Source organism: Actinoplanes sichuanensis, assembly GCF_033097365.1.
Taxonomy (GTDB): domain Bacteria; phylum Actinomycetota; class Actinomycetes; order Mycobacteriales; family Micromonosporaceae; genus Actinoplanes; species Actinoplanes sichuanensis.
Map to the genome: position 1 here is coordinate 2,120,341 of NZ_AP028461.1, position 23,785 is coordinate 2,144,125.

Genomic DNA, 23,785 nt, shown 5'->3' on the forward strand with positions numbered 1-23,785 from the left:
CGTCGCTGCTCTCGGTACACCGGACACCCCCCAGACTCCGTGTGCTGCATCGAGACTGGCACTCCGCGACCGGCGCGGACAGGGGATGACCGGACCGTGCCAGTTCGGGCAGCCACTACAGTGCGTCTGTGCGGGTTGTGGTCACGGGGGCGGCGGGCTTCATCGGCAGTCACCTCGCCCAGGCGCTGGCCGCCGTCGGGCACGAGGTGCTGGCGGTCGACGCCCGATCGCGGGGCGCCTGCCCGGCCAACCTCGCCGAGCTCGCCCGGACCGGCATCACGGTGACTGATTGTGATCTCGCGACGGCTGATCTGGCGCCGCTGGCCGACGCCGACGCCGTCCTGCATCTGGCCGGTCGTCCCGGCGTGCGGACGTCGTTCGGGGCGGGTGCCGCCGATACCGAGCGGGACAACGTCACCGCCACGGCGCGTCTGCTCGACGCGTGCGCGGCCACCCGGCCCCGCTTCGTGCTGGCGTCCAGTTCGTCGGTCTACGGCGACGCCGACCGGCCCTGTACCGAGGACGACCCGATCGACCCGCGTAGCCCGTACGCGCGATCGAAATCGGACGCCGAGGATCTCGCGCGGCGAGCCGGTGGCGACGTCGTCATCCTTCGGTATTTCTCGGTCTACGGGCCGCGGCAGCGCCCGGACATGGCGTTTCACAGGTTCATCGAGGCCGCGCTGGACGGCTCGCCGGCGCCGCTCTACGGTGACGGCGGCCAGAGCCGGTCCTTCACGTTCGTCGGTGACGTCGTCGACGCGACCATCCGCGCGGCGACCGCGCCGCTGCCCGCCGGCACCATTCTCAACGTCGGCCATCCGGTCACCGTCCGCCTGCGAGACGCCCTCGATCGCATCGGTACGCTGCTCGGCACCCCACCACCGCTGGTGCCGAAGGACCCGGCCCCGGGCGACGTGACCCGCACCTGGGCCGGCACCGCCCGCGCGGCCACCGTGCTCGGCTGGACCGCGACGACCGACCTGGACGAGGGCCTGACCCGGCAGATCGCGTGGCACGAGCAGCAGCGCCGAGAGAAGGACCGAGAGAAGGACCGAGAGAAGGACCGACAGGACAGCCGGCCGAGGCAGGGCAGCGAGGGAGCAGACCGTGGCTGACGGGCACCGCGCCGCCTATCTCGCGTTCGACAGGTTTCCGTCGGCCAAGGGCTCGGCGGTGCACATCCGGCACATGGCGGCCGAGTTGTTCGAGCGCTACGGCGGCGGCCTGCTGTGCGTGCTGGGTGGTGGCGACCTGCCCGCCTACCAGCGGGAGCACGGCGTGGAGATCGTCCGGTTCACCGAGGCCGTGCCGAACCTGCTGGACCGCGCGCAGGCCTTCTCCACCTGGGCCGCCGACCGGCTCGCCGCGCACCTGGACACCCTGGAGATCTGCCATGTCCGCGATCCGTGGAGCGCCCTGCCGGCCCTGACCACGGACGCGAGACTGGTCTACGAGGCGAACGGTCTGCCGTCGATCGAGTTGCCCTACGCGTGGCCGATGGCCGCCCCGTCGACGTTGGCGAAGATTCGTGAGATGGAGGAGCACTGCCTGCGTCGTGCCGAGGCGGTGGTCGTTCCGTCGTACCAGATCAAGAATGCCGTGACCGAACGCGGCGTGACGCCGGACCGCGTGCATCTGATCCCGAACGGTGCCGATCCGGTGGCGCCCGACGTGCCGCGCCCACCTGACGCGCCGGGCCGATATGTGGTCTATGTCGGCGCGCTGCAACCGTGGCAGGGTGTCGACGTGTTGTTGCGGGCGTTCGCCCGGCTGGCCGATCTGACCGACCTGTCGCTCGTGGTGTGCTCGTCGGTGACGCGGTCGCGGGCCCGCCCGCTGGTCCGCCTGGCGGAGAATCTGAACATCCCGGTGATCTGGCGTTTCCAGCTCCCGCACGAGGAGGTGGCGGGCTGGCTGGCCCACGCCGAGTTGTCGGTGGCGCCGCTGACCGCCACCCCGCGCAACCTGGTGCAGGGCTGCAGTCCGATCAAGGTGTGGGAGTCGATGGCGGCCGGCACCGCGGTGGTCGCCTCCGATCTGCCGGTGATCCGCGAGGTTCTGGGTGATCTGGGCCGGTTCGTGCCGCCGGGTCGTCCCGCCGAACTGTCCCGTGCCATCCGGGTGCTCCTGGAATACCCGGAAATCGGCCGCGACCTCGGTGACCGCTCCCGGCAGAAGATCATCGACGGATACACCTGGAAGCACGCGCGATCCCGGCTGTCCGGCGTCTATGACCTGGTAGTGGGGCACTGATAGGTTCCGGTCATGTTCTTCTGGCGCAAGCAGAAGGCCGCGATCGCCGGATTCCATCCGCTGCACCAGGCGCTCATCCACGAGCGCGGGTTCACCGCGACGCAGCCCGCCGACGGATGGCTGGCGCTGACCGCCAGCCTGCACCGACACGCCGGCCTGGTCACCCGCTCGAAATGGGCGTTGCCGCCGCGGATGCTCGACGTGATCGTGCCGCTGATCGCCGAGATCTGCACCGACCTGGGCCGTAAGGGCACCCTGTCGGTCACCGCCGACCTGCGCGGCCACGAGGCGCCGGGCAAGAGCCATCCGCCGCGTGACCTGCCGGTTCGCCCGCCGGTGAAGTCGGCCACCGACACCTGGAGCATCGATCCGTGGTTGCGGCTGCGCGCCGACCTGCGCGACGGCAGTGTCCTGGAGGTGCTGGTCGTCGACCGGGTCCGGACCCGCCGGGTCACCAAACGCAACCCGCGCGGCAAGACCAAGATCAAACGCAAGACCAAGCAGGTGCAGATCATCAAGGTACGGCGCAAGCTGCCCCCGGACGCACCGGGCCGACGCCCCGCGTCCCCGCCGCCGCCCTGGATCCGGACGGTGGTCCGCGACGGCCCGCGCCGCAGCGTGACCGCCGCCGCCAAGGTGACCCGCAAACCGCAGAGCCCGCACGAGCAGGTCGACTGGATCCTGGCCGTGGCCACCGAACCGTTCCGCTGGAGTGCACGATGACGCCCTGTGCGGTCACCACCGGCTTCTTCACCCTCGGCAAGTGCGGGCGGATGGCCGTCGCCGGCTGTCCCGCCTGCGGCCGGGCGATCTGCGCCGACCACATCGCCGAGGGCGGCCAGTGCCCGGAGTGCGCGGCGGCCCGCAACCAGCTCAGCCACCCGGCCGCGGTCGCCGCCCAGCGCCGTCGCGCCTACCGCCACCGGTCCGCCGAGCAGTATGCCGACACCGTCTGGTACACGAGTTTCGACAGCTACGACCGGGCCGCCTTCGACCCGAACGCGGGTGCCTCGCAGGACTACCTCGACGACGGTGACGACGCCCTGGTGGACAGTTGATGCGGCTGCTCTGGGTGACCGAGAATCACCCTCCCAGCCCCGGCGGCATGGCCAACTCGTGCGATCGCATCGTCCGAGGGCTGCGCGCCGCCGGTGTCGCCGTCGACGTCGTGCACCTGAGCCGCCGCACGTCGACCACCGCGTCGCGGGAGGACGGCCTGCTCGTGGTGCCGCTCACCGACGACCCGGAACACGCGCTGCGCCACCTCTGGACCACGCTGCAGCCGCGCATCGGCGACTACACGCACGTCGTCGCGTTCGGCGGCACCTATCCGATGCTGGCCGCGCCGGTCTACGCCAGGTGGGGCGGCCTGCCCCTGGTCACGCTGCTGCGCGGCAACGACTTCGACACCGGCGTGTTCTCCCTGCGCCGCCAGTCGATCGTCCTCGAGGCGCTGCGCTCGTCGGCGCACGTGTGTGTCGTCGCCGCGTCGACGGCGCCGCAGGTGACCGCCCTCGCCCCGGCCACCCCGGTCACCTGGGTGGCCAACGGCATCGACACCACCGAGTGGCGGATCCTGCCGTCCGAACAGCGCGCCGCCGAGACCTGGCGGGCCGCGCACGTGGCCGCACACCACCGCACGATCGGCGTGATCGGGCAGCTCAAGAACAAGAAGGGCGTACGGCTGCTGCTCGACGCCCTGCCCGCCGACCGTTTCCACCTGATCCTGGCCGGTGACCTGGAGCCCGGCATCGGCGAGTGGCTGGCCGCGCATCCGTCGGTTGCGCACACCGTCCTGCCGTTCCGGGACCGCTACCAGCTGCTTTCCGTCTACGCGTCGTGCGACCTGGTCGCTCTGCCGTCGTTCTACGACGGCCTGCCGAACGTCGCCCTGGAAGCCGCCGCCCTCGGCGTCCCGCTGCTCACCTCGGACGCGGGCGGCCTCGCCGACCTGGTCGACGACGAGATCGGCTTCCGGTTCCCGGCCGGCGACCCGCACGCCTGCCGGGCCGCCGTCCACCGGGCCGCGACCGCCACCGACGCCGATCTGGCGGCTCTCGGCGCGGCGGGTGCACGGCGGGTCCGCGACCGGTTCGGCGTCACCGGCGAGACCGACGGCTACCTGAAGGTCCTGGAATCCGTGCGGTGATCGCCTGTTATGTGCAGGGCGGTGGGCTCGGGCACCTCACCCGGATCCGTGCCTACCTGCACACGTGCCATCCCGGCGAGACGGCGACGATCCTGACCACGTCGCCGTTCACCGCCGACCCGCGCGTCCTCGGCCCGCACCGGATCATGCCCGCCGCCGCACTGGCGTCGTTGCGCCCGTCGACGCTCGTGGTGGACGCCTTCCCGGCCGGGCTCGACGGCGAACTGTCCGCGGCGTCGGTCCCGGCCGGCACCCGGACCGTGTATCTGGCCCGTCTGCTGCGCTGGGACGCCTACCGGCCCCGGCTCCCCGACGAACCGATCGCCTTCGATGAGACCCGGCTGCTGGAGGACCTGACGCCGGACCATCGTTCATACCTCACCGGCCGGTGCACGCCACTCGAGCTGACCGACCCGCCGTGCCCGCCGGTCCGCGACGTCCCCGACGGCTCCTGGTTGATCGTGCACTCCGGCCCGCCGCCGGAGATCCACGAGCTCATCGGGTACGCCCGGGACTGCGCCGCCGCCGAAGGAGTCCACCCCCGGCTGGTCCTGGTGTCCCCGGCTCGGCCCACCGACCTGCCGGTGGACGTCGCGCACGTCAGCCCGTACCCCGCGTGGCCGTTGTTCCCCACCGCGGACCGGGTGATCACCGCGGCCGGATTCAACGCCGTCCGTCAGATGGCCCCCTGGCGGTCCCGGCACCTGATGCTGCCGTTCCCGCGCCGTTTCGACGACCAGTTCACCCGAGCCGCCGCCGCCAGAGCCGGCTGATCGAGTCGCGGCGGCCCCAGGCGATGAAGACGCACATCGCGAAGATGATCACCGGGGTCAGCGCCTGGGCGCCGTTGTGCAGGATGAACACCTGGGTGATGCCGGCACCGACCATGAGCAGCGCCAGCCCGATCGCGGCGAGCCCGGCCAGGCGGGGGACGAGCAGGCCGATGCCACCGGCGAGTTCGACCACGCCGATGAAGTAGCGGAACCAGGTGGGCGCGCCCATGTCCTCGAACGTCTGCACGGCGTAGGCCTCGCCGACGAGCTTGGGCGCCGCCGAGGCGACGATCAGGAACACCCCGAGCAGTCCCTGGAAGGCCCAGAGGGTCCGGCGGAAACGCAGCGTGGGCACGCTCTCGGCAACAGTCATGATCGGGTCCTTCGCTGAAGTAGGTACCGGTAGAGACCGGCGAGCCCACCCGAACTGATCGGTCGCGTGCGAGGTTTTCCGAACCTATCGGCCGAACGACCCGTTAATAGATCCTTTTAAATGTGTTGGTACGTTTCCCCGATCGGAATCCTTCCGTGAAGGGAGACACCCTTGCTAGGCAGAACCTTCACCGTGACGGCGGCCGTACTGGCCGTCGTCCTCGGTGTCCCGTCCGCCTCCCAGGCCGTACCCGCGCCCGGGAGCGCCGGCGTCGGCGACGTCTACTACCCCGAATACGGCAACGGGGGATACGACGTCGCGCACTACGACATACGCCTGCGCTACCACCCCGACACCGACCGGCTGACCGGCACCACCACCATCCTGGCGTCGGCCACCCAGGACCTGTCCCGGTTCAACCTCGACTTCGCGCTGGCCACCGAGTCGGTGCGGGTCAACAACCGGACCGCCACCTTCGCCAGGCAGAGCGACCACGAGCTGGTCGTGACACCGGCCCGCACGATCGCGAAAGGCGCTCCGCTGACGATCGTGGTCGAGTACGACGACATCCCGTCGAACGTCGTCGCCGCCGGTTTCACCTCGTGGAACCGCACCCCGGACGGTGCGCTGGCCGTCAACGAGCCGGAGATCGCCTGGTGGTGGTACCCGAGCAACGACCACCCGACCGACAAGGCCACCTTCGACGTGTCGGTGCTCGTGCCGGACGGCGTGGAGGCGATCTCCAACGGCACCCCGACGCGCTGGGCGACGCCCGCCTTCGACGGGTGGAGCCGCTGGTCGTGGCGGCAGGACAAGCCGCAGGCCACCTACCTGACGTTCCTCGCGATCGGTGACTTCGACACCTACCAGGACACGTCGGCCGACGGCAGCCCGATCGTCACGGCGTACAACACCCGCCTCGACGAGACGACGGCCGCAGCCGCGAAGAGCAGCGTCGAGCGGTCCGACGAGATCACCGACTGGCTGGCCGGGCTCTTCGGCCCATACCCGTTCGGCGCGCGCGGCGGCGTGGTCACCGGCGCCGGAGATCAGGGCTTCGCCCTGGAGACCCAGACCCGGCCGGTGTACGACGGACGCTCCTTCAGCCGGGGCTCGAACAACTCGCTGATCGTCCACGAACTGGCACATCAGTGGTTCGGCGACTCGGTCTCGGTCGGTCAGTGGAAGGACATCTGGCTCAACGAGGGCTTCGCGTCGTACGCCCAGTGGCTCTGGTCCGAGGACCAGGGTGAGGGGACCGCCGAGGAGATCGCCGACTACGTCTACGGCACGCTGTATCCGGCCGACGACCCGTTCTGGCAGGTGCTGCCGGGTGACCCGGGCCCGGGCGACCTGTTCGACGGCGCCGTCTACGACCGTGGTGCGCTGACCCTGCATCACCTGCGCAAACTGGTCGGCGACGAGGACTTCTCGGCGATCCTGCGAGCGTGGACGGACAGCCGGCGCTACGACGCCGGCACCACGCCCGAGTTCCAGGCGCTCGCGGAACGGATCTCCGGAGTCGATCTGGACGCGTTCCTGCAGACGTGGCTGTACACGCCGGGTCGCCCCGACCTGGGGGTGAGCACTCTGGCCGTACCCGCGCAGCCGAAGTCCTGGCCGCAGATCGCAGCCGCACACCACTGACCGAATCCGGGCGATAAATACCGGTATCGCCCGGATGGTTGCCTACCGTGGGCCGGATGAGACGCATCATCGCGCTGACCTGCGCCGCCCCGGTTCTGGCGGTCGCCGTCGCCGTCACCGGCACGGCGGCCGCCACCGACGCCTCCGTCCCGGCACCGGCCGCGTCACCGCCGCTCGGCGACGAGTACTACACGGCGTCGGACCTGAACCGTGGCCTGATCGATGTGGCGGATCTGCCGAAGGGCTACACCCGGCTCGACGGCGACGCGGTGGGCCCGATCGACGTGCTCGACACCGACGCGTGTTCGGTCGCCGGGTTCAGCGAATTCGGCCACACCGGATCGATCGAGATCACGGCCGTGCGCCGCGCCTTCCGCAACACCGACGGCAGCGTCCTCGCGCTCCAATTGCTCGCCTACGGCCCCGACGCGATCGCCCGGTGGATCGGCTACACCGCCGATCCACCCACGAAATGCCCGGTCGTCACCGGCGAGGGCTACACGATCAGCAACACCAGATTGCCGTTGCCCGACGTCGGCCTCCAGGCGGCCGGCATGGTCCGGGTGAGCCGGTACGAGCAGGGCGTGCCGAGCCGACGCCACTCGGCGGTGGTGGGCTGGGGACCGGTCGTCCTGACCATCGAGGAGACCCGGACCACCGAAGCCGATCAGAACCGCTTCGTCGACATCGTCAGATCAGCGGCGCGGCGGGTGCCCGAGATCGCCGCCGGCCCATCGCTCGACGACCTCAGAAAAGGCCTGCTCACCCTCGCGGATCTGCCGGCCGGATTCCGGACCGTCGCCGACGACACCGTCGAGAGCCGCACCGTCCTCACCGAGCACGACTGCCACGGTGCCCTGCAGCGGTTCGGCGACACCAGACCCGCGGTCCGGCGCACCTTCGCCAAGGGTGACGCCGCCGTCTCGGTGATGGTCGGGATCAACGCCGACGCGAGCGGCATCATCAGCGTCATGCAACGCCGGATCGGCGAATGCCCGGTGACGCCGGCCGGGAAGGTCGCCGAGCCACCGGCCATCGCCACCGACATGACCGTCGGCGGCATCGTCTACCAGGACGAACCGCCGCGACTGCGGGGCATCACCGGATACCGCGAGGTGATCTCGGACGTGCGGGTGACGATGACGGACGGCATCGACCTGGCCGCGGCCGAGGAGATCCGCGAGACCGCGCTGCGAGCCACCTGGAAGATCTACCGGTGAGACGGACGGTGGCCCTCCGCGAAGAGGGCCACCATCGGCTCAGCTGTGCTCGACCGCGGCCGCCTCGACCGGGAGCGCCGCCACGTACCGCTGCATGAACGCGTTGAACCCGGCCACGTCCTCGGCCTCGGGCGACGCCGTGTCCAACTGCGCACCGGCGAAGACCGACGTGTTCAGGAAGTCGGCCAGGCTCTGCCCCGGCTGCCGCGCGGTCACGAACCCGGCCAGCACCGCGATGCCCCACGCACCACCCTCGGCGGCCAGGTTGCCGACCGAGACCGGCGTGTTGATCGCGGCCGCGAGCAGCTTCTGCGCCACACCCTCGGTCTTGAACAGGCCACCGTGCGCGAACATGCTGTCGAGCTGGACCGACTCGGCCTTCTGCAGCACGTCCATGCCGATCCGCAGGGTGGCCAGCGCCGAGTAGAGCTGGGTGCGCATGAAGCTGCCGAGCGTGAGCGCGCTACCGGGCTCGCGCAGGAACAGCGGCCGCCCCTCGTGCAGCTTGGTGATCGGCTCGCCGGACAGGTAGTTGAACGCCATCAGCCCGCCACCGTCGGCCGCGCCGGTCAGCGCCGACTTGAACAGCGTCTCGAAGATCTGCCCACTGGAAGCGGGAGCACCGAGCGCCGCCGCGAACTCGGCGAACAGACCCGCCCACGAGTTCAGCTCACTGGCGCCGTTGTTGCAGTGCACCATCGCCACCAGATCGCCGGCCGGCGTGGTGACCAGGTCGATCTCCGGGTGCATCCGGCTCAGCGGACCATCCAGCACGATCATCGCGAAGATGCTGGTGCCGGCGCTGATGTTGCCGGTGCGGCGGGCGATCGAGTTGGTCGCCACCATACCGGTCCCGGCGTCGCCCTCCGGCGGGCACAGCGTGGCACCGGGCTGCAGCGTGCCGCTCGGGTCGAGCAGCCGCGCGCCGGCCTCGGTCAGCGTGCCGGCCGCCTCACCCGCGGGCAGCACGGCCGGCAGCAGGTCGGCCAGCTTCAACGGCACCCGCCCGGCGGCCAGCTCGTCGAACTGCTCCAGCATCCGCGCGTCGTAACCACCCGTGGTCACGTCGATCGGGAACACGCCACTCGCGTCGCCGACCCCGAGCACCTGGCGGCCGCTGAGCTTCCAGTGCACGTAACCGGCCAGCGTCGTCAGGTGGGCGAGCCGGCCCAGGTGCTCCTCACCGTTCAGGACGGCCTGGAACAGATGGGCGATGCTCCAGCGGTGCGGGATGTTGTAGCCGAACAACTCGCTGAGCTGCTCGGACGCGTCACCGGTGTTGGTGTTGCGCCAGGTGCGGAACGGCGTGAGCAGCTCGCCCTCGGCGTCGAACGCCAGGTAGCCGTGCATCATCGCCGACACCCCGAGCGCGCCGACCGAGCGCAGCTCAGTGCCGTACCTGTTCCGGACATCGTCGGCCAGGGCGGCGAAACAGCCCTGCAGGCCCTCCCACACCGCATCGAGGGAGTATGTCCAGGTCCGGTCGACGAACTGGTTTTCCCAGTCGTGGCTGCCCACCGCGATCGCCTCATGATCCGGTCCGGTCAGCACGGCCTTGATCCGCGTCGACCCCAACTCGATCCCGAGAGCGGTCCGGCCCTCGTCGATCGCTGCGCGCAAGCCGGCCGGCGGCCGTGCATCCGTATCAGTCATGGACATGTCATACCGCACGCCAACAGGTGGAACGTGACCGCCCCGGCGATCTTTGCAGCGCTGCAAGGAGGTTTGGTCGCCGCGGCGGCCGCGCCGCCGGGTTCGCGGGCGGCGGAAACCCCGGATTCGGTACGGCTACGTGCTCTCCGCCATCAGGTCCACGGCAGGCGCGACCGGGTCGTCCAATAGTCCCCGGCCGGCTCGGCGATCGGCGGACTGTCCCGTTCGACGGTGGCCGCCCGCAGGTTCGACGCCAACTGCTCGCCGGTCACCGCACCGGACAGCACGATCGTCGCCCACGGCTGCCGCAGCGCGGTGGCCAGTGCCGCCTCGTCCCGGTCGGCGAGACGGCCGTTCGCCAGCGCCTCCTTGACGATCACGACCCGGCCCGACGCGTGCGCCTCGGCCAGTGCCGGGCCGGCGCTCGGTTCGAGGAGGTTCCAGGTGGCCTGCACACTCCGGAACAACGGCACCCCGTCGACCTCGATCCCACACGCGGCCCGGATCGCGTCGGCCTGCCGCGGCCCGCTCGTCGACAGGCCGACCACGGCGCCCTGCCCGGCCAGCCTGCGGTGCAGCTCACGATCGGTCAGCACCGGGCTGTCCGGGGTCACCGAGTGGACCTGGTACAACGCCAGGCGGTCACCGAACAACGCCCTGGTCTCGGCGAGCTGGCGTTCGAACGTACCCACGCTGTGGTCCTTGACCTCGTGCACGTCCGCCGTGACCTGCCAGTCCGCGGTGTACGTGTACCCCCACTTACTGCCCACGATCGCGTCGTCGTGCCCCGGAAGCCAGCCGGCCAGGAACTCCTCCGCCCGCCCGTACGATCTGGCCACGTCGAAATAGCGCACGCCCGCGGCGTACGCCTGATCGAGCAGTTGATGTGCCCGCGCCCGCATCGCCTCGACCGTCCGCAAGGGCAGGTCACGCTCCCGGCCGAGAGTGATGTAACCGGGACGGCCCACCGCGGCCAGCCCCAGCCCGATCCGCGCCACACCGGTCAGTCCGTCGAACAGCTCCACGATCCCGACCATAGTGGATCTAGTGCGGTGTCCACGAACGTTCGCCGGGTGGTCCGGTTGTTCGTTGTGGATCCTCGCTCACTCCTGTCGGGGTGGGCGAGCGACTCCCCTGGTGGTGGGGCGGGCCTCCGCGGGCCAACTGATCCTGGTGCCGCCCGGGGGCGGCGTGGATCACGTCGGGAACGGCCGGCACCGGGTAGGTGCCGGCCGGCTCGACGGTGCGTGATCGCCCCGGCCGGGATGTGCTCCGGTGGGGTGACGGGTGCGCCGCCCGGGGTGCGGGTGGCGATGGTGAACGCCGCCGCGAGGTCGCGGTGTCCGGCGAACCGACAGGACCGGCAGACCAGCCGGCGGCCCCGAGGCTTGGGAATACGGGTCCGACAACGGCCCAGCCGATGACGGTCTTGGCGGCTTCGTGTCGGGCCTGCCGGATCCTGCGGCGGTGCCGGGTCTCGACGAGCCGGGCGCGGCGGCGGGTCTTGCGCCACCGGCGTGATCCGCGTTGGCCGGGTTTCGGGGCGCGGGCGGCGGTGGCTCTGCGGCGGGCCTTGGTGTCGGCCAGGTGCATGCGATGCTCGGCGCGGATCGCCCTACCGGAGACCAGCAGCGCCGGACCGTGCAGACCGACCACGGCGTAGGGGTGGATGACGCCGGGGTCGACCCCGGCCACCCGTTGCGGGTCCGGTCGCTGCTCGGGTGGGTAGACCGTGACCGGGAGCTCGGCGGTGACGTCGATCCACAACCGGCCGCAGTCGAACAGCAGCGTGACCGACCGGACGGTGTCCGGTGGGTAGGGCACGAGCCGGTCCAGGCGCAGCCACAACGGCGGGCTACCCGCTGCCGTGGACAGCCGGAGGCGGCGGCCGTCGAGGTCGAACGTGCCGTGATACCAGCGCACCGGCAGCAGCCCGCGTCGACGACGCGGGAACCGCACCTCCGCATGCCCGGCCTTGCGCCGGGCGGCAGCGGAGAACCAGGCGTCGGAATAGCGGCGCAGCACCGACCGGGCGCCGGTGGTGTCCAACTCCCCGAAGGTGCCCGGACCAGCCTGGGTCAGCAGCTTGCACAACTGCTGATAACCGGCCATCGGCGTGTCTGCGCGCCGCCGCCGCCAGGCGTTGATCTCCAGGACGCAGGCCCACACGTCGGCGCCGGAACGCAGCAGGCCGAAACTCCGCTCTCGTTGAGCACGCGTCAGCCGCAACCCGACACGAGCGGTGCGGTGCACCACCGGCGGGCCCGACGGATCACGACGTCTCGGCACACCCGGCATTCCAGCACAGGGGTACGACAACAATGACCCGGCGAACGTTCGTGGACACCGCACTATCGCGGGGTCCACTGTCCGTGTTAGATAGCGGGCGTGGATGACAGGACCGCCGCCGCCCGGGGCATCGACCCCACCCAGCCGCACCCGGCCCGGCGTTACAACTACTGGCTCGGCGGTAAGGACAACTTCGCCGCCGACCGGGCCTCCGGCGACGAGTTGCAGAGGCACTTTCCGAAGGTTCGGGACGGCGCCCTCGCCAACCGGGCCCTGCTGCAGCGGGCCACCCGGTTCCTCGCCGAGGAGGCGGGGATCCGGCAGTTCCTCGACATCGGCACCGGGCTGCCGACCGCCGACAACACCCACCAGGTCGCGCAGCGGCACGCACCGGAGAGCCGGATCGTCTACGTCGACAACGATCCGCTGGTCATGGTGCATGCGCGGGCTCTGCTCAACAGCAGTCCGGAGGGGCGGACGGCGTACATCGAAGCCGATCTGAACGACCCGGCGGCGATCCTGGCCAACCCGGTCCTGCACGACACTCTGGACCTGAAGCAGCCGGTCGGTCTGATGTTGATCGCCGTCCTGCACTTCATCCACGGCCATGGTGCCGCGCAGCCGATCGTCACCGAACTGCTCGACGCCCTGCCGCCGGGCAGCTACCTGGTCGCCACGCATGCCACGTCCGACTTCGGCACGCCTGAACAGCAGGCCCTCTACCAGCAGTTGGTCGAAACCGGCCGCTCCGACGTGTGGACCCGCCCGCACGACGAGTTCGCCGCCCTGTTCGACACCCTGGACCTGGTCGACCCGGGAGTGGTCCCGGCCAGCGAGTGGCGCCCCGACCCCGGCGCGGTGATCCCGGACCGCTCCGACATCAACGTCTGGACGGCCGTCGGCCGAAAGCCCTGACTCACGGCGCCCGGACGTTTCCGGATCTAGCGGCTCAGGGCCTTCTCCCAGATCAAGCGGACCGCGGGTAGCACCTCGGAAACGGCCGGGATGCTCGGGCCCGGCTCTCGGGCGCCGACCGCCAGAGCGGGGGCCGAGCGCTCCAGGGAGCCCGCCATCCGGTCGATGTCGGTGATGATCGAGCCGGTCAGGACCAGGACTCCGGTGTCGTCGACTTCGGTGCGGACCTTGCGCAGGGTTCGGCGGCGTTCCTCGCGCAGGCCGTTGAGGAGTTCGTGCAGGTTGCCGGTGTCGTGGTCGGCGTCGGCGCGGCGGTCGGCGACCAGGGCCGCGTGTGCCGTGAACGCGTCGGCGGCGGTGGCCAGGACCTGGCCGATCTGCGCGGGGACGCCCGGGGCGCCGGGGGTGGCGGACGCGTCGAACATCGAGCGGGCCACCGAGTTGACCTGTTGCACGCCGTGTTCGAGGGCGCGCAGGGTCTGGTCGAGCGGGGTCACCCGGGTCACCGAGGTGGTCAGTGACCAGCGGGCCTGCCGGGTCAGTTCGTCGACGGCGGCGACCGCGTCGGCCAGGTCCTCGTCGAGTTCGCGGGAGCGGGCCAGCCATGCGGTGGCCTGCTCCCGGTCGTACCCCTCGCGGACGCCCTTGCCGAGCAGGCTCAGCAGGGCGGCGATCTCGGTCGACAGGTGTGCCAGTTTCCAGCGTGCGCGCTCCAGCGGGGTCATGCCGCTGACCAGCGGTGACACGATCACGCCGACGACGATGCCGAGGACCGTGGCGGCGACCCGCTGCCAGACGAACGCCTCGGTGACGGCGGTGCCGCCGACCAGGATGCCCAGCGAGGTGAGCGGAACGGTGGCCGAGCCGTCGCCGAGTCGCAGCAGTCGGCCCAGGGCGAGACCGCAGCCGGCGATGACCGCGATGCCCCACTCGTCGATGCCGAACACGCTCCACACGACGACCGCGACGGCGATCCCGGCGAGGGTGCCGACCAGGCGTTGTGCGCCCTCCCGGACCGAGGCGTGCGAGCTGAGCTGCACCGACAGGGTCGCCGAGATCGCCGCGGTGACCGGGCCGACCAGGTTGAGCGTGTCCGCCGCGGTCCAGGCGATGCCGGCCGCGGCCGCGGTGACCAGCACCGACCGGGCGGTCTCCGCCTCGAAACGGTCGCCGCATCGACGGGCCAGCCGCCGCACCAGCCCGGGCAGGTGCGGAACCATCCGGGCGAGCAGCGCACGGCAGGTGAGCTCGACTGCCGGTTTGACCTTGCGCCGCAGCAGCGTCGCGACGACGGCGCACAGGGTCAGGCCGACAGCGACGACCGTGATCGGATCGGTGGACTGGAGGAGCGACTGAAACAACGAAACAGCTTTCTTTCCGCGTACGGGTATCCGACGCAAAAACTATCGGCGGTTTCGTCGGCCAATCGCTCAAAAAGGGCAAATGTGATCACCGTCGCCCTCGTCGGAGTGGCCCGGCCCGGGCGCGCGTCGGGTCAGCCGCGCTGTCGGTGCTCGGTCAGCTCCAGGTCGATGAACGCGGTGATCATGGCCCGGTAGACGCTCTCCACCACCTCCGGCGAGGCGCTCCGCTCGGTGGCCAGGGCGCGCACCTTGGTGAGCACCTGTTCGACGCGCGCGGGTGCTCGTACCCCCTGCTCGTCCTTTTTGAAGGTGGCGGCCTGCCGGACCAGACCCTCGCGTGTCGCGAGGAGGGCGACGATCTGCTCGTCGACGCTGTCGATCGCCTGTCGCACGTCCGCAAGAGAAGCCATGCCGCCATCCTGCCGGACGGGTGTGGGGGAGCGGTTTCGCGGGCAGTGATCGGGGATGCAGAGTAGATCGATGTGGTTCGCGGCAAGTGCCGGGCTTCTGTGCGTCTCGTTGACGGCGTGTACCTCCGCCGCCGACCCGGTGGTGACGACGAGTCCGGTCGCTGAGACGAGTGTTCCGGTCGAGTCGAGCACGACCGCGGCGGCGACCGGAATCCCGGCCTCGGCTCTGCTGCAACCGGACGACGTCGGTGGGGTGCAGGCCGAGCCGCTGGAGCAGGGGCAGTTCTCGCACGTGCGGCCGCTGCGGCCGTGCGGTGAGGAGCGCTACCCGAGTGACGATTCCCGGACGGACGCGGTGGCGGTGCGGTACGCGGTGCCGGGTCAGGAGGAGGCCAGTACCCCGAGTGTGGTGGTGGAGTTCGTCGGGCGGCACCGGGGCGGGGGAGCGGCCGAGCAGTTCGAGGACGTCGGCGCGGCGCTGAAGAAGTGCCCCGGCGGGCTCGGCGAGGGGCAGCACCGGTGGGACGTGATCGAGTCCAGCGGCGATTCGATGCTGGTCCGGATCGGTCAGAAGTTCGCCTACGCCGACGAGGAGCCGGCGACCGTCAACCACTATGCGGCGCTGTCCCGGGTCAATGACGCGATCGTGGTGGTCGCCGACCTCGGGTGGGAGAACTCGGACGGCTCCGAACAGCTGGTCCGGGAGTTGATCCGCAAGGCCGAGCAGCGTGCTGCGGCCCTGACCTGACCGGTCTGCGATGATCGATGCGTGCAGAACTCGCGACCGGTTCTCCTGACGGCTGCCGCGTCCGGCTCGGTCGCGATCGTGGGTGCGCTGTTCGGGGCGGACCAGCTCGCGGCCCAGGCCGGGCTGCTGGCGCTCGGTGCTCTCGGTGTCCTCGTCGCCGCCCGGCACGAGGCGGCCCGCCGGGTGCGGTGGTCGTTGCTCGCCGGCATCGCGGTGCTGGCCGTCGCCGTCGCGATTCCGGACATACTGACCTCACCTGTCGTCGGTCCGCAGGTGCTCAAGCCGGCATCCGGCGACACGCATTCGTTCGTGCGGGACGCGGTCGCCGACGAGTGGCTGACGATCCTCGCGGTCCTGCTGGCCTCGGCCGCATTCCTGTGGGCGCTGACGGCGAGGCCGGTCGCGGGTCCGGAGCCGGCGGACGCGGCGCTGACGGTGAAGGCCGAGGCCGAGCCGGTGCGGACCGAGCCTCGGCGCGGGCACCCGGCGGTTCTGGCCGCGGCGGTCGGTGCATTGCTGATCATCGTGGCGGTCGCCGACCTCGGACTGGTCGTCGCGGGCCAGAAACGGCAGGGCGAGGTCGGCGACCTGCTCACCGCCGTCGGAATCCCGCTGGTGGTGGCGCTGTTCGCGATCGGGACCGCGGTGCTCGGCGCCTACCGTGTGACGCGGGCGGCGGCCGTGATCGACGGGACCGGAGTCGCCGGCGGAACGCATGACGTCGACGAGGTGGGGCCCGCTGAGGAGGCCGAGGCCGGTGGTGCGAGGAACGTCGCCGCAACGGCGGTGGCCATCGGCGGGTTGCTGCTCGCGATCGCCGCACTGGCCGTGTTCTACCTGGGTGTGCTGTCCGCGCCACTGCGCTACGGCGATGCCGGCAACCTGATCTTCGATACGGCGACGGTCCGTACCGGATGGGGTGATCTTGATCTGATCGCCGCGTTGCGGCTGGCCGGCATGCTGGCCGGAGCCGGCGGCATCGTGTACGGCGCCGCCCGCACCTCTCCAGAGGCGCGGGCGGCCGAAACGGTCAGTCCGGACGGGCCGTCAGCGTAGCGAGCACCTCGCGGGCGAGCGGCGTCGCCAGCAGTTCCTCGACGGGCGCGGGCAGGGCGATCCGCCAGTTCGGGTATTCGTCGACGGTGCCGGGCATGTTGGGTCGTTCGCTGACCCCGGCCGCGTCGTCGAGGGTGGCGACGACGACCCGGGACGGGCTGGCCGCGAGTTCGGAGTATTCGGCGAGGATCGCGGCGCGCACCTGCTCCGGCCCGAACGGCCCGGCCGGGTCGATCCCGGCCTGTTCGCACAGGTCACGGCGGGTGCCGGCGATGAACGCCGGGTCGTAGGCCTTGCCGATCCGGTCCATGTCGGTCTCGTCCGAGCCGGTCAGGATGCCGGCGATGGTGGCCTGGTCGTGGGTGCTCGCGGCGCCCATCGAGTTCTGCGGGTTGAACCGGGACAGCCGGCCCATCTCGGTGCGGTAGCCGAGCATCCCGATCGCCGCCATGGTCTCGCGGACCTCGGCGGCGACCGTGCCGATGTCCTCGCCGACGATCCACGCACCGGCCCGACAGGCTTCGATCCGGAGCACGGCGAGCAGCGCGTCGACCGGATACCGGACGTAGGCGCCCTCGTCCACGCCGCCGTCCACCGGCACCCAGAACAGCTGCCACAACTGCATCACGTGGTCGATGCGCAGCGCCCCGGCGTGCCGCAGCCCGGCCCGGATCAGCGCGGTGAACGGCGCGAACTCGGCCGCGGCGAGGCGGGACGGGTCGAACGGGGGCAGCGACCAGCGCTGGCCCTCCCGGTTCCACGGGTCGGCCGGGCAGCCCACCTCGAAGTCGAAGGCGAGCAGGTCCTGGTGCTGCCAGGCGTCGGCCGACCCGAAGTCGAACCCGACGGCCACGTCCACGCAGACGGTGACGCCACTGCGGCAGGCGACCGCGAACTGTCGGTCGGCCACCCACTGGCACCACATGTGGAAGCGGATCCGGTCGGCGTGCGCGGCGGTGAACACGGTGACCGCCTGGCTGTTCGGGTGCCGGTAGCGGTCCGGCCATTTGCGCCAGTCGCCGCCGTAGAGTTCGGCCAGCACCGACCAGGTGGCGAAGGCGACCAGGTCGGCGCCACGCTCGTCGGCCCACGCCTGGAACTCGGCCGGCTCGTCGCGGCGGGTGATCGTCCAGACCCGCTCCAGGGCGGCCGTCTTGATCTTCCAGACGGCGTCCCGGTCGATGTGCCGCTGCGCGTTCAGGGCCCGGCCGGCGATGGCCAGGTCGGACAGATCGATCCGTTCCGCGCCGGGGGCGTCGCCGGGCGCGATGTGCATGACGTTGAGCCACTGCCGGCTGGCCGGGCTGTAGGGCGAGTTCATCGCCGGGGCGACCGGGGCCATCGCGTGTACCGGGCTGACCATCAGCACACCCGACTTGCGGGCGGCCGCCGACCGGGCGATCAGGGCGAGGTCACGGAAGTCGCCGATGCCCCACGAGTCACGGCTGCGCGCGGCGTAGAGCTGCACGGCGAGACCACCGGTGCGGGGCGGCTGCGGCAGTTGTTCGGGCGCGGCCAGGACCAGGTGGGTGGACCCGTCGTCGCTGGTCAGGCGGTGGTAGCCGGGCCGGTCGACGAATCCGTCGGCGCGGATCACGTCGCCGTCCTCGAGTTCGACCTTGCCGTACAACCGGGGGTGCCATCGACCCGGCGTCGCGATGACGACGTCGGCGCCGGCGGTGTCACGCCGGAAACGCTCGGCGAGGATCTCCCCGGTCCGGTCCGCGACTCCGCGGACGATGCCGAAGGCATCGGTCCAGCGCGGGACGACCCCCAGCGCGGCGTATTCGCTGTCGGTGCAGGCGTGCGGCGTCACGGTCATAGGAGAACGGTCCCGGCTGGGCGGTGCGGGACGTTTCCGGCGGCGTTGCGGCCGCGTTGCAGATCATTCGGTACGGCCGTCGCGCTCGGAATCGAGCCGGACGCGGTCAGCCCGCGCTGACCCTGTCCCGGCCCGCGTGCTTGGCGGCGTAGAGACTGTGGTCGGCCCGGCCGAGCAGCAGATCCGGGGTGACCGGCCCGTCGGTGTGGGTGGCCACGCCGATGCTCACGGTCACCGGTAGCGTGCCGGCCAGACCGCTCCAGTCGTTCGCCCGTACCATCGCGGCCAGGGTTTCGCACCTGTGCTGCGCGGCGGTCGCGCCGACCCCCGGCAGCAGCAGCAGGAACTCCTCTCCACCGAGCCGGGCGGCGATCTCCGAACCGGTGACGAACCCGCGGAGCAGCGCGCCCAACTCCCGCAGCACGGCGTCCCCGGCGGCGTGGGTGAGCTGGTCGTTGATCCGTTTGAAGTGGTCGGCGTCGACCACCGCCACGGACAGCGGCTCACCGCTGCGACGGGCGGCGGCGACCGCGGCGGCCAGGCGCTCGTCGGCGTACCGCCGGTTGTAGAGGCCGGTCAGCGCGTCCTGGTAGGCCAGCGCCTCGAACCGCTCGGAGGTCCGGCGCGCCTCCTCGGCTTCGAAGACCGCCTGCATGGCGTAGGCGCGGGCCTCGCGTTCGGCGGAGTGCAGCGCCTCGGACCGGGCGTGGTAGAGCCGGTACTCCTCGTACGCCTGCTGGAACCGCCCGGCGCCGGCGTGCCACTCGGCCCGGGCCCGGTGCACGCGAGCCGCGATCCCGGCCAGTCCCCGCTGGTCACAGACCTCGCCGGCCCAGTCGAGGGTCTGCCCGGCCAGTTCGGCGCGCCCGGTGGCCCGGTAGATCTCGACCAGCGTGAGCAGGCATTCGGGCAGGCTGTCGCCCTCACTGAGCAGCGGCCCCGTCGGGTCGTCGAGGACCGGCTGCAGGGTGGCCTCGGCGTCGGCGTAGTGCTCCTGCATGATCGAGATCCGGGCCAGCGTGTCCAGGTAGAGGCCGTCCAGCCGGATGCCGTGGTCGGCGGCGATGGTGCGCATCTGCCGGGCCAGGTCGTTGGCGGTGTCGAAGTCCTCGTTCTCGTACGCGGTGAACGCCATGTTGTTGATGACGGTGAGCGCCTGGTCGGGGTCGTCGTTCTTCTCGGCGATCAGCAGTGCCTCACCGAACCGGCGTTCCGCCTCCTGGTACTGGCCGTTCAGGTCGAGCAGCAGGGCGAGCGTGATCAGTTGGCTGCAGCGGAGGCGTTCGGGCAGATGCTCGGCGTGCTGCAGACCGGTGACGGCGTGGGCGAGAGCCTGCGCGCTGTCGCCGAGCCGGCGGTAGAAGATCGCCTGCAACCGGTGCCCGCGGGCCAGCAGGACGTCGTCGTCGTGCTGCTCGGCCCAGAGGGTGACGGCTTTGGCGACCCGGCCCTGTTCGGCGATGTCACCGCGGCGGCCGGCCACGTCGGCGAGGATCAGCTGCGCCCGCTGGACCAGGTCCTCGTACCCGTGGTTGCGGGCCTGCAGTTCGACGACCGCGGCCGGGGCCGACACCCCTTCGAAGTTCTTCGGGGTGAGCAACTCCAACTCCTGCAGACGCGTGATCAGCTGGTCACGTATCGAGGGGCGGTTCGGTGAATCGTCGATCACCACTGCCGTTTCGGCCTCCAGCCCCTGCATCTGAGATGTCTCCCGGCCGGTCACGGGTCCATTATCGAATGCCCGAACCGAAACGGTGACGGCGTATCAGCCGATCATTCCTACCCGAGTGGGTTGATCGGCCCTGACCTGGTGATTCTTTACGCCCTGGCGGTATCTGACAAACGCGGAATCGTTCCTTTGGGCGGAAGCCGGGATCCGCTCGGCGGCCACGTGAATCTTTTTCTCGAATCTGTGGAAAGGCTGCACCCGTGACCAGTGCCGCAAACATCGAACGTCTTGAACGCGAGGGCCGGCACCTCGAGCCCGCGCGTACCGGCGACCCGGATCTCGGACCGTTCCGGCTGTTGCCGGGCACCTGGGCGAACAAGCCGGGCCTGCCCGGACGTGGCTGGAACATGATCGCCTTGCCGTTCGCGCCACCCGACGGTGCCGGCGGGCCGCCGTTCCGGCTGCTCGTCAACCAGTACAACGAGGAACTCAAGTTCCAGCTCGTCGACAAGGCGGTGCCCAACCGCGGCATCGAGATCGGCGCGATCAAGGGCGACCAGACGCTGGTGGCCATCGACTACGAGCAGGCCATCGCCCAGATCGTCGCCGACGACTTCCCGCAGAGCGGGCTGGCCGGCCGCCCCGACCTGCCGATCCACCACGAGCCGGGGCTGCTGCTGAACCTGCTGGACGGGGTCGAGCAGGGTGGCCCGCGGATCGCCCGGCTGGCCACCATCCCGCACGGGGACGCGGTGCTCGCGCTCGGCGACTTCCAGGTCAACCCGGGTGCGCCGGTGATCCCGACGGTGAACTCGCTGCCGATCGGGGTCAGTCAGGACCTGAACAGCCCGTACCTGGCGGCCTACAAGCACTTCCACGACAACCCGTTCCAGAACCTGTTCGACCCGACCGACCCGACCGCGCTGCTCAAGGCGGCCAATCAGGGGGTGAACATCACACAGACCACGGTTCTGGAGTTCGACTCGACCGTCGAGCGGGCCGGGATCAGCAACATCCCGTTCATCGTGAAGCAGGCCAACGCCTCCGAGATGAAGGCGACGTTCTTCCTGCAGGAGATCGAGGAGCCGGACGGGAGCACCCGGCTGCGGCTGCAGTACGTCCAGGTGGTCCAGCTGGACTTCTTCCCGCGCCGGGACGGTGGCCCGGGCCGGATCAAGTGGCCGCACGTCAGCATCAACACCATGGAGAAGGTGTCGGACGACGTGGACACCGGCTCGTACGCCAAGATGCCCCGCTAAAACCCGCCGGGGGAGCCCGACGCGCCGGGCTCCCCCGGCAGTTCCACCCCGACAGGGGCTGCCAGTCGGGGCCGACGGCCGCGCGCACGATGCCGTGCAGGGCGCCGATCGCGAGTTCCTCGGCCTGCGTGGACGGCGCCGGCTCGCCCATCTCGAACCACAGGCGGATGGAGGCCAGATCCGCCGGGTCCAGGCCGACCGCGGGCATCAGGATGGTGCCGCCCTCACCTGTCAGTGCAAGCACCTGACCGGCCCCCACCCGGCGGGCGTGGGGTGCGCTGCGGCGCACTCCACGCCCGCACCCCACGCTGCGGGCGGTCAGACCCGCAGACTGGTCCGCTGCGGGAGCAGTCCGGTCTGGACCGTCCCGGCGGCGTCGATCGACACCCGCCAGGTGGCCTCGTCGGCCTTGACCACGACCGCCGACCACAGTCGGCCCGGCGTGTCCAGCAGCCCGTTGACGGTGACCAGTTCCTGCCCGCGCGGCGGCGTGGCCAGGAACAGCACACCACCACCGGGGTTGGTCTCGGCGATCCGGGCGACGTCGGCGACCGACTGCGCCTCGACGCCGGTGAACCGCTCGGCCGGGTCGAGCTCGAATCCGACCCGGACCACCTTGAGCCCGGAGGCCCACGGACTGCGGGCCAGCCGCACCGACCAGGCGCGGGTCAGCTCGACGACCCGGTCGGCGTCACCCTCGACGCTGACCACACCACCGGACTGGGCGAGGTTGAGCAGCACCTGACCGGTTCCGGTCAGGCCGATCGGTACCAGCTGAGCGAACGGCGCCGGCAGGCTGTTGTCGACCACGGCCCGCTGCACTTCGCCGACGGTCGACGACCAGACCCGGCCGGCGTCGCTGACCAGCCAGCCGGCCGGGGCCGCCTCGTCCGGGGTGGCCAGCCGCACGGTGATCGCCTCCGGGCCGAGCACCACCGCGATGGTGTCCGGAACGGACCGGCCCTGCTGGGCGCAGGCGGTGGCCAGGGCCCGGGCGGCCCGGTCGACGGCCCAGGCGTCGGAGTCGCCCATCACGGCGAGCGCGACCGGCTTCGGCTTCTTCGCGCGCTGCCGCTTGACCAGGAACACGCCCAGCCAGACGAGGCCGGCGGCCACGAGGAGAGCGGCCAGCCCGATCAGGACCGGCGCCAGCCAGCCGCTGCCGGAATCGGCGGCCGGAGTGGTCGGGGCGGGTGCCGGGGTGATGGTGGCGGGCGGCGGTTCGGTGGGCGTGGAGGCGGAGGCGGCGTCGGTCGGCGCACCGGCCCCGGCCGCCTCGAAGTAGGGCAGGACGCCGGTCTTCACGCCCTCGCCCTTGGCGTCCGGCGGCAGGCGCAGCACCCACTCCGGCTCGATCACCTCGGCCTTGGTGACCTGCTGACCACCGGGCTGCCAGCGCCCCTTGTTCAGCTCGAAGATCTCCATCGCACGGTTGCCGTCACCGAGGAACCGCTCGGCGATCTCGTACAGGTACTCAGGCTCCCCGTTGTAACTCTGAGTGACGACATAGTACGGAGCGGACTGTCCTTTATCGGACGGCGCCGGAAGTGGATCCGCGAAGGCGGGACCCGTTGCAAAGACGGCCACCGCGGCGGCCGCGGTGAGCCCGGTCATCGCGTACCGCAGTGCGGCGCGGACCGATCGGCCCAGCCAGTTCATTGTTTTCTCCTCGAGCCTCGGTGCGTCATTCATCGATGAGAGCCACTTCATTCGTAATGACGATGGCCCATGATCGCCGAATCTTAGGGCGTCGAGGTAAAGGGGGTACGTCCGGAGTGTCCAAACCTACATAGACATGAAAGCCTTATCGCCCTACTTTGATCCCGTTACTGATCGTCGGGATGGTGCGCGCCATCACCCGGCACCACTCGAAGGGACCTGCGATGGCGAACCTCAACATCACGTACACCGAGATGTCGGACAGCGCGACCCGGATGCGCAACAACAAGAACGACATCGACGCGCGGCTGACCGAGTGTAAGTCCATCGTCGACAACCTCACCGCGTCCGGTTTCGTCACCGATCAGGCGTCCGGCAAGTTCGACGAGGTGCACACCGAGTTCGTGACGTCGGCCAACCAGGTCATGGAGACGCTGGAGCAGCTCTCCTCGTGGCTGGACAAGGCCGTCGACGCGATGCGTGACATGGACACCCAGCTGGCCCAGTCGCTCAACAAGTGACC

General features: G+C 70.8%; 22 protein-coding genes. 13 read left to right on the top strand and 9 right to left on the bottom strand.

Features of this window, described 5'->3' with window-relative positions:
* The first annotated feature begins 128 nt into the window (after positions 1–128).
* The 6 genes from Q0Z83_RS09275 to Q0Z83_RS09300 are packed head-to-tail and all read left to right on the top strand — an operon-like array spanning position 129 to position 5,178.
* Complete coding sequence (locus tag Q0Z83_RS09275) at positions 129–1,118, top strand: NAD-dependent epimerase/dehydratase family protein (RefSeq protein WP_317793421.1); 990 nt, start codon at positions 129–131, stop codon at positions 1,116–1,118.
* The gene (locus Q0Z83_RS09280) at positions 1,111–2,256 is read left to right on the top strand and encodes a glycosyltransferase (protein WP_317793422.1); all 1,146 of its coding nucleotides are present in this window, start codon (positions 1,111–1,113) and stop codon (positions 2,254–2,256) included. Before Q0Z83_RS09275 ends, Q0Z83_RS09280 begins: the two co-directional genes overlap by 8 nt.
* 12 nt (positions 2,257–2,268) lie before the next feature.
* Positions 2,269–2,979 carry a hypothetical protein gene (locus Q0Z83_RS09285; protein WP_317793423.1) on the top strand — a complete coding sequence of 237 codons (711 nt, stop codon included), beginning with the start codon at positions 2,269–2,271 and terminating at the stop codon, positions 2,977–2,979.
* The gene (locus Q0Z83_RS09290; protein WP_317793424.1) at positions 2,976–3,314 is read left to right on the top strand and encodes a hypothetical protein; all 339 of its coding nucleotides are present in this window, start codon (positions 2,976–2,978) and stop codon (positions 3,312–3,314) included. The genes Q0Z83_RS09285 and Q0Z83_RS09290 overlap by 4 nt, the downstream gene beginning before the upstream one ends.
* Entirely contained in the window at positions 3,314–4,405 is a 1,092-nt protein-coding gene (locus Q0Z83_RS09295; RefSeq protein WP_317793425.1) for a glycosyltransferase family 4 protein, read from the top strand. Before Q0Z83_RS09290 ends, Q0Z83_RS09295 begins: the two co-directional genes overlap by 1 nt.
* On the top strand, positions 4,402–5,178 hold the full coding sequence (locus Q0Z83_RS09300) for a hypothetical protein (RefSeq protein ID WP_317793426.1): 777 nt from the start codon (positions 4,402–4,404) through the stop codon (positions 5,176–5,178). Before Q0Z83_RS09295 ends, Q0Z83_RS09300 begins: the two co-directional genes overlap by 4 nt.
* Here Q0Z83_RS09300 and Q0Z83_RS09305 read toward each other — a convergent pair.
* Complete coding sequence (locus Q0Z83_RS09305; RefSeq protein ID WP_317793427.1) at positions 5,147–5,551, bottom strand: DoxX family protein; 405 nt, start codon at positions 5,549–5,551, stop codon at positions 5,147–5,149. The two genes, Q0Z83_RS09300 and Q0Z83_RS09305, sit on opposite strands and share 32 nt — an antisense overlap.
* 171 nt (positions 5,552–5,722) lie before the next feature.
* On the opposite strand from Q0Z83_RS09305, the gene Q0Z83_RS09310 reads away from it, so the two are divergent.
* Positions 5,723–7,198, top strand: coding sequence for a M1 family metallopeptidase (locus Q0Z83_RS09310; RefSeq protein WP_317793428.1), 1,476 nt, complete (start codon positions 5,723–5,725; stop codon positions 7,196–7,198).
* 56 nt (positions 7,199–7,254) lie between these two features.
* Positions 7,255–8,418 carry a hypothetical protein gene (locus Q0Z83_RS09315; protein WP_317793429.1) on the top strand — a complete coding sequence of 388 codons (1,164 nt, stop codon included), beginning with the start codon at positions 7,255–7,257 and terminating at the stop codon, positions 8,416–8,418.
* 39 nt (positions 8,419–8,457) lie between these two features.
* On the opposite strand, the gene Q0Z83_RS09320 is transcribed toward Q0Z83_RS09315, so the two are convergent.
* The 3 genes from Q0Z83_RS09320 to Q0Z83_RS09330 all read right to left on the bottom strand — a co-directional run bounded on the left by Q0Z83_RS09320 (position 8,458) and on the right by Q0Z83_RS09330 (position 12,360).
* Positions 8,458–10,071: a xylulokinase gene (locus tag Q0Z83_RS09320; RefSeq protein WP_317793430.1), complete on the bottom strand. Its 1,614-nt coding sequence runs from the start codon at positions 10,069–10,071 to the stop codon at positions 8,458–8,460.
* Between the two features lie 152 nt (positions 10,072–10,223).
* Positions 10,224–11,096, bottom strand: a complete 873-nt coding sequence (locus Q0Z83_RS09325; RefSeq protein ID WP_317793431.1) for an aldo/keto reductase — start codon at positions 11,094–11,096, stop codon at positions 10,224–10,226.
* Positions 11,097–11,115: 19 nt separating this feature from the next.
* Entirely contained in the window at positions 11,116–12,360 is a 1,245-nt protein-coding gene (locus Q0Z83_RS09330) for a hypothetical protein (RefSeq protein ID WP_317793432.1), read from the bottom strand.
* Between the two features lie 99 nt (positions 12,361–12,459).
* Here Q0Z83_RS09330 and Q0Z83_RS09335 point away from each other — a divergent pair, with 99 nt between their 5' ends.
* The gene (locus tag Q0Z83_RS09335) at positions 12,460–13,275 is read left to right on the top strand and encodes an SAM-dependent methyltransferase (protein ID WP_317793433.1); all 816 of its coding nucleotides are present in this window, start codon (positions 12,460–12,462) and stop codon (positions 13,273–13,275) included.
* A 26-nt stretch (positions 13,276–13,301) separates the two neighbouring features.
* On the opposite strand, the gene Q0Z83_RS09340 is transcribed toward Q0Z83_RS09335, so the two are convergent.
* On the bottom strand, positions 13,302–14,636 hold the full coding sequence (locus Q0Z83_RS09340) for an aromatic acid exporter family protein (RefSeq protein WP_317793434.1): 1,335 nt from the start codon (positions 14,634–14,636) through the stop codon (positions 13,302–13,304).
* Between the two features lie 134 nt (positions 14,637–14,770).
* Complete coding sequence (locus tag Q0Z83_RS09345; protein WP_317793435.1) at positions 14,771–15,049, bottom strand: chorismate mutase; 279 nt, start codon at positions 15,047–15,049, stop codon at positions 14,771–14,773.
* 70 nt (positions 15,050–15,119) lie between these two features.
* Here Q0Z83_RS09345 and Q0Z83_RS09350 point away from each other — a divergent pair, with 70 nt between their 5' ends.
* Together Q0Z83_RS09350 and Q0Z83_RS09355 are read left to right on the top strand one after the other, a co-directional pair.
* On the top strand, positions 15,120–15,797 hold the full coding sequence (locus Q0Z83_RS09350) for a hypothetical protein (protein ID WP_317793436.1): 678 nt from the start codon (positions 15,120–15,122) through the stop codon (positions 15,795–15,797).
* A 21-nt stretch (positions 15,798–15,818) separates the two neighbouring features.
* Entirely contained in the window at positions 15,819–16,853 is a 1,035-nt protein-coding gene (locus Q0Z83_RS09355; RefSeq protein WP_317793437.1) for a hypothetical protein, read from the top strand.
* Here Q0Z83_RS09355 and malQ read toward each other — a convergent pair.
* Both malQ and Q0Z83_RS09365 read right to left on the bottom strand, forming a co-directional pair.
* Positions 16,828–18,675: a 4-alpha-glucanotransferase gene (gene malQ, locus Q0Z83_RS09360; protein ID WP_317793438.1), complete on the bottom strand. Its 1,848-nt coding sequence runs from the start codon at positions 18,673–18,675 to the stop codon at positions 16,828–16,830. The genes Q0Z83_RS09355 and malQ overlap by 26 nt on opposite strands.
* A 106-nt stretch (positions 18,676–18,781) precedes the next feature.
* Positions 18,782–20,398 (bottom strand): tetratricopeptide repeat-containing diguanylate cyclase, encoded by a 1,617-nt coding sequence (locus Q0Z83_RS09365; protein ID WP_317793439.1) that lies wholly within the window; start codon positions 20,396–20,398, stop codon positions 18,782–18,784.
* 206 nt (positions 20,399–20,604) lie between these two features.
* Here Q0Z83_RS09365 and Q0Z83_RS09370 point away from each other — a divergent pair, with 206 nt between their 5' ends.
* Positions 20,605–21,603, top strand: a complete 999-nt coding sequence (locus Q0Z83_RS09370) for a heme-binding protein (protein WP_317793440.1) — start codon at positions 20,605–20,607, stop codon at positions 21,601–21,603.
* 318 nt (positions 21,604–21,921) lie between these two features.
* Here Q0Z83_RS09370 and Q0Z83_RS09375 read toward each other — a convergent pair whose 3' ends face one another.
* The gene (locus Q0Z83_RS09375; protein ID WP_317793441.1) at positions 21,922–23,262 is read right to left on the bottom strand and encodes a hypothetical protein; all 1,341 of its coding nucleotides are present in this window, start codon (positions 23,260–23,262) and stop codon (positions 21,922–21,924) included.
* Positions 23,263–23,486: 224 nt separating this feature from the next.
* Here Q0Z83_RS09375 and Q0Z83_RS09380 point away from each other — a divergent pair, with 224 nt between their 5' ends.
* Positions 23,487–23,783, top strand: coding sequence for a WXG100 family type VII secretion target (locus Q0Z83_RS09380; protein ID WP_317793442.1), 297 nt, complete (start codon positions 23,487–23,489; stop codon positions 23,781–23,783).
* The last annotated feature ends 2 nt before the right edge of the window (positions 23,784–23,785 follow it).

Bases quoted from the DNA above. Each gene is read 5' to 3' on its own strand.
- Q0Z83_RS09320 (WP_317793430.1), bottom strand. From the start codon at position 10,071: ATGACTGATACGGATGCACGGCCGCCGGCCGGCTTGCGCGCAGCGATC.
- Q0Z83_RS09350 (WP_317793436.1), top strand. From the start codon at position 15,120: ATGTGGTTCGCGGCAAGTGCCGGGCTTCTGTGCGTCTCGTTGACGGCG.
- Q0Z83_RS09375 (WP_317793441.1), bottom strand. From the start codon at position 23,262: ATGAACTGGCTGGGCCGATCGGTCCGCGCCGCACTGCGGTACGCGATG.
- Q0Z83_RS09345 (WP_317793435.1), bottom strand. From the start codon at position 15,049: ATGGCTTCTCTTGCGGACGTGCGACAGGCGATCGACAGCGTCGACGAG.
- Q0Z83_RS09305 (WP_317793427.1), bottom strand. From the start codon at position 5,551: ATGACTGTTGCCGAGAGCGTGCCCACGCTGCGTTTCCGCCGGACCCTC.
- malQ (WP_317793438.1), bottom strand. From the start codon at position 18,675: ATGACCGTGACGCCGCACGCCTGCACCGACAGCGAATACGCCGCGCTG.
- Q0Z83_RS09285 (WP_317793423.1), top strand. From the start codon at position 2,269: ATGTTCTTCTGGCGCAAGCAGAAGGCCGCGATCGCCGGATTCCATCCG.
- Q0Z83_RS09380 (WP_317793442.1), top strand. From the start codon at position 23,487: ATGGCGAACCTCAACATCACGTACACCGAGATGTCGGACAGCGCGACC.
- Q0Z83_RS09295 (WP_317793425.1), top strand. From the start codon at position 3,314: ATGCGGCTGCTCTGGGTGACCGAGAATCACCCTCCCAGCCCCGGCGGC.
- Q0Z83_RS09290 (WP_317793424.1), top strand. From the start codon at position 2,976: ATGACGCCCTGTGCGGTCACCACCGGCTTCTTCACCCTCGGCAAGTGC.
- Q0Z83_RS09315 (WP_317793429.1), top strand. From the start codon at position 7,255: ATGAGACGCATCATCGCGCTGACCTGCGCCGCCCCGGTTCTGGCGGTC.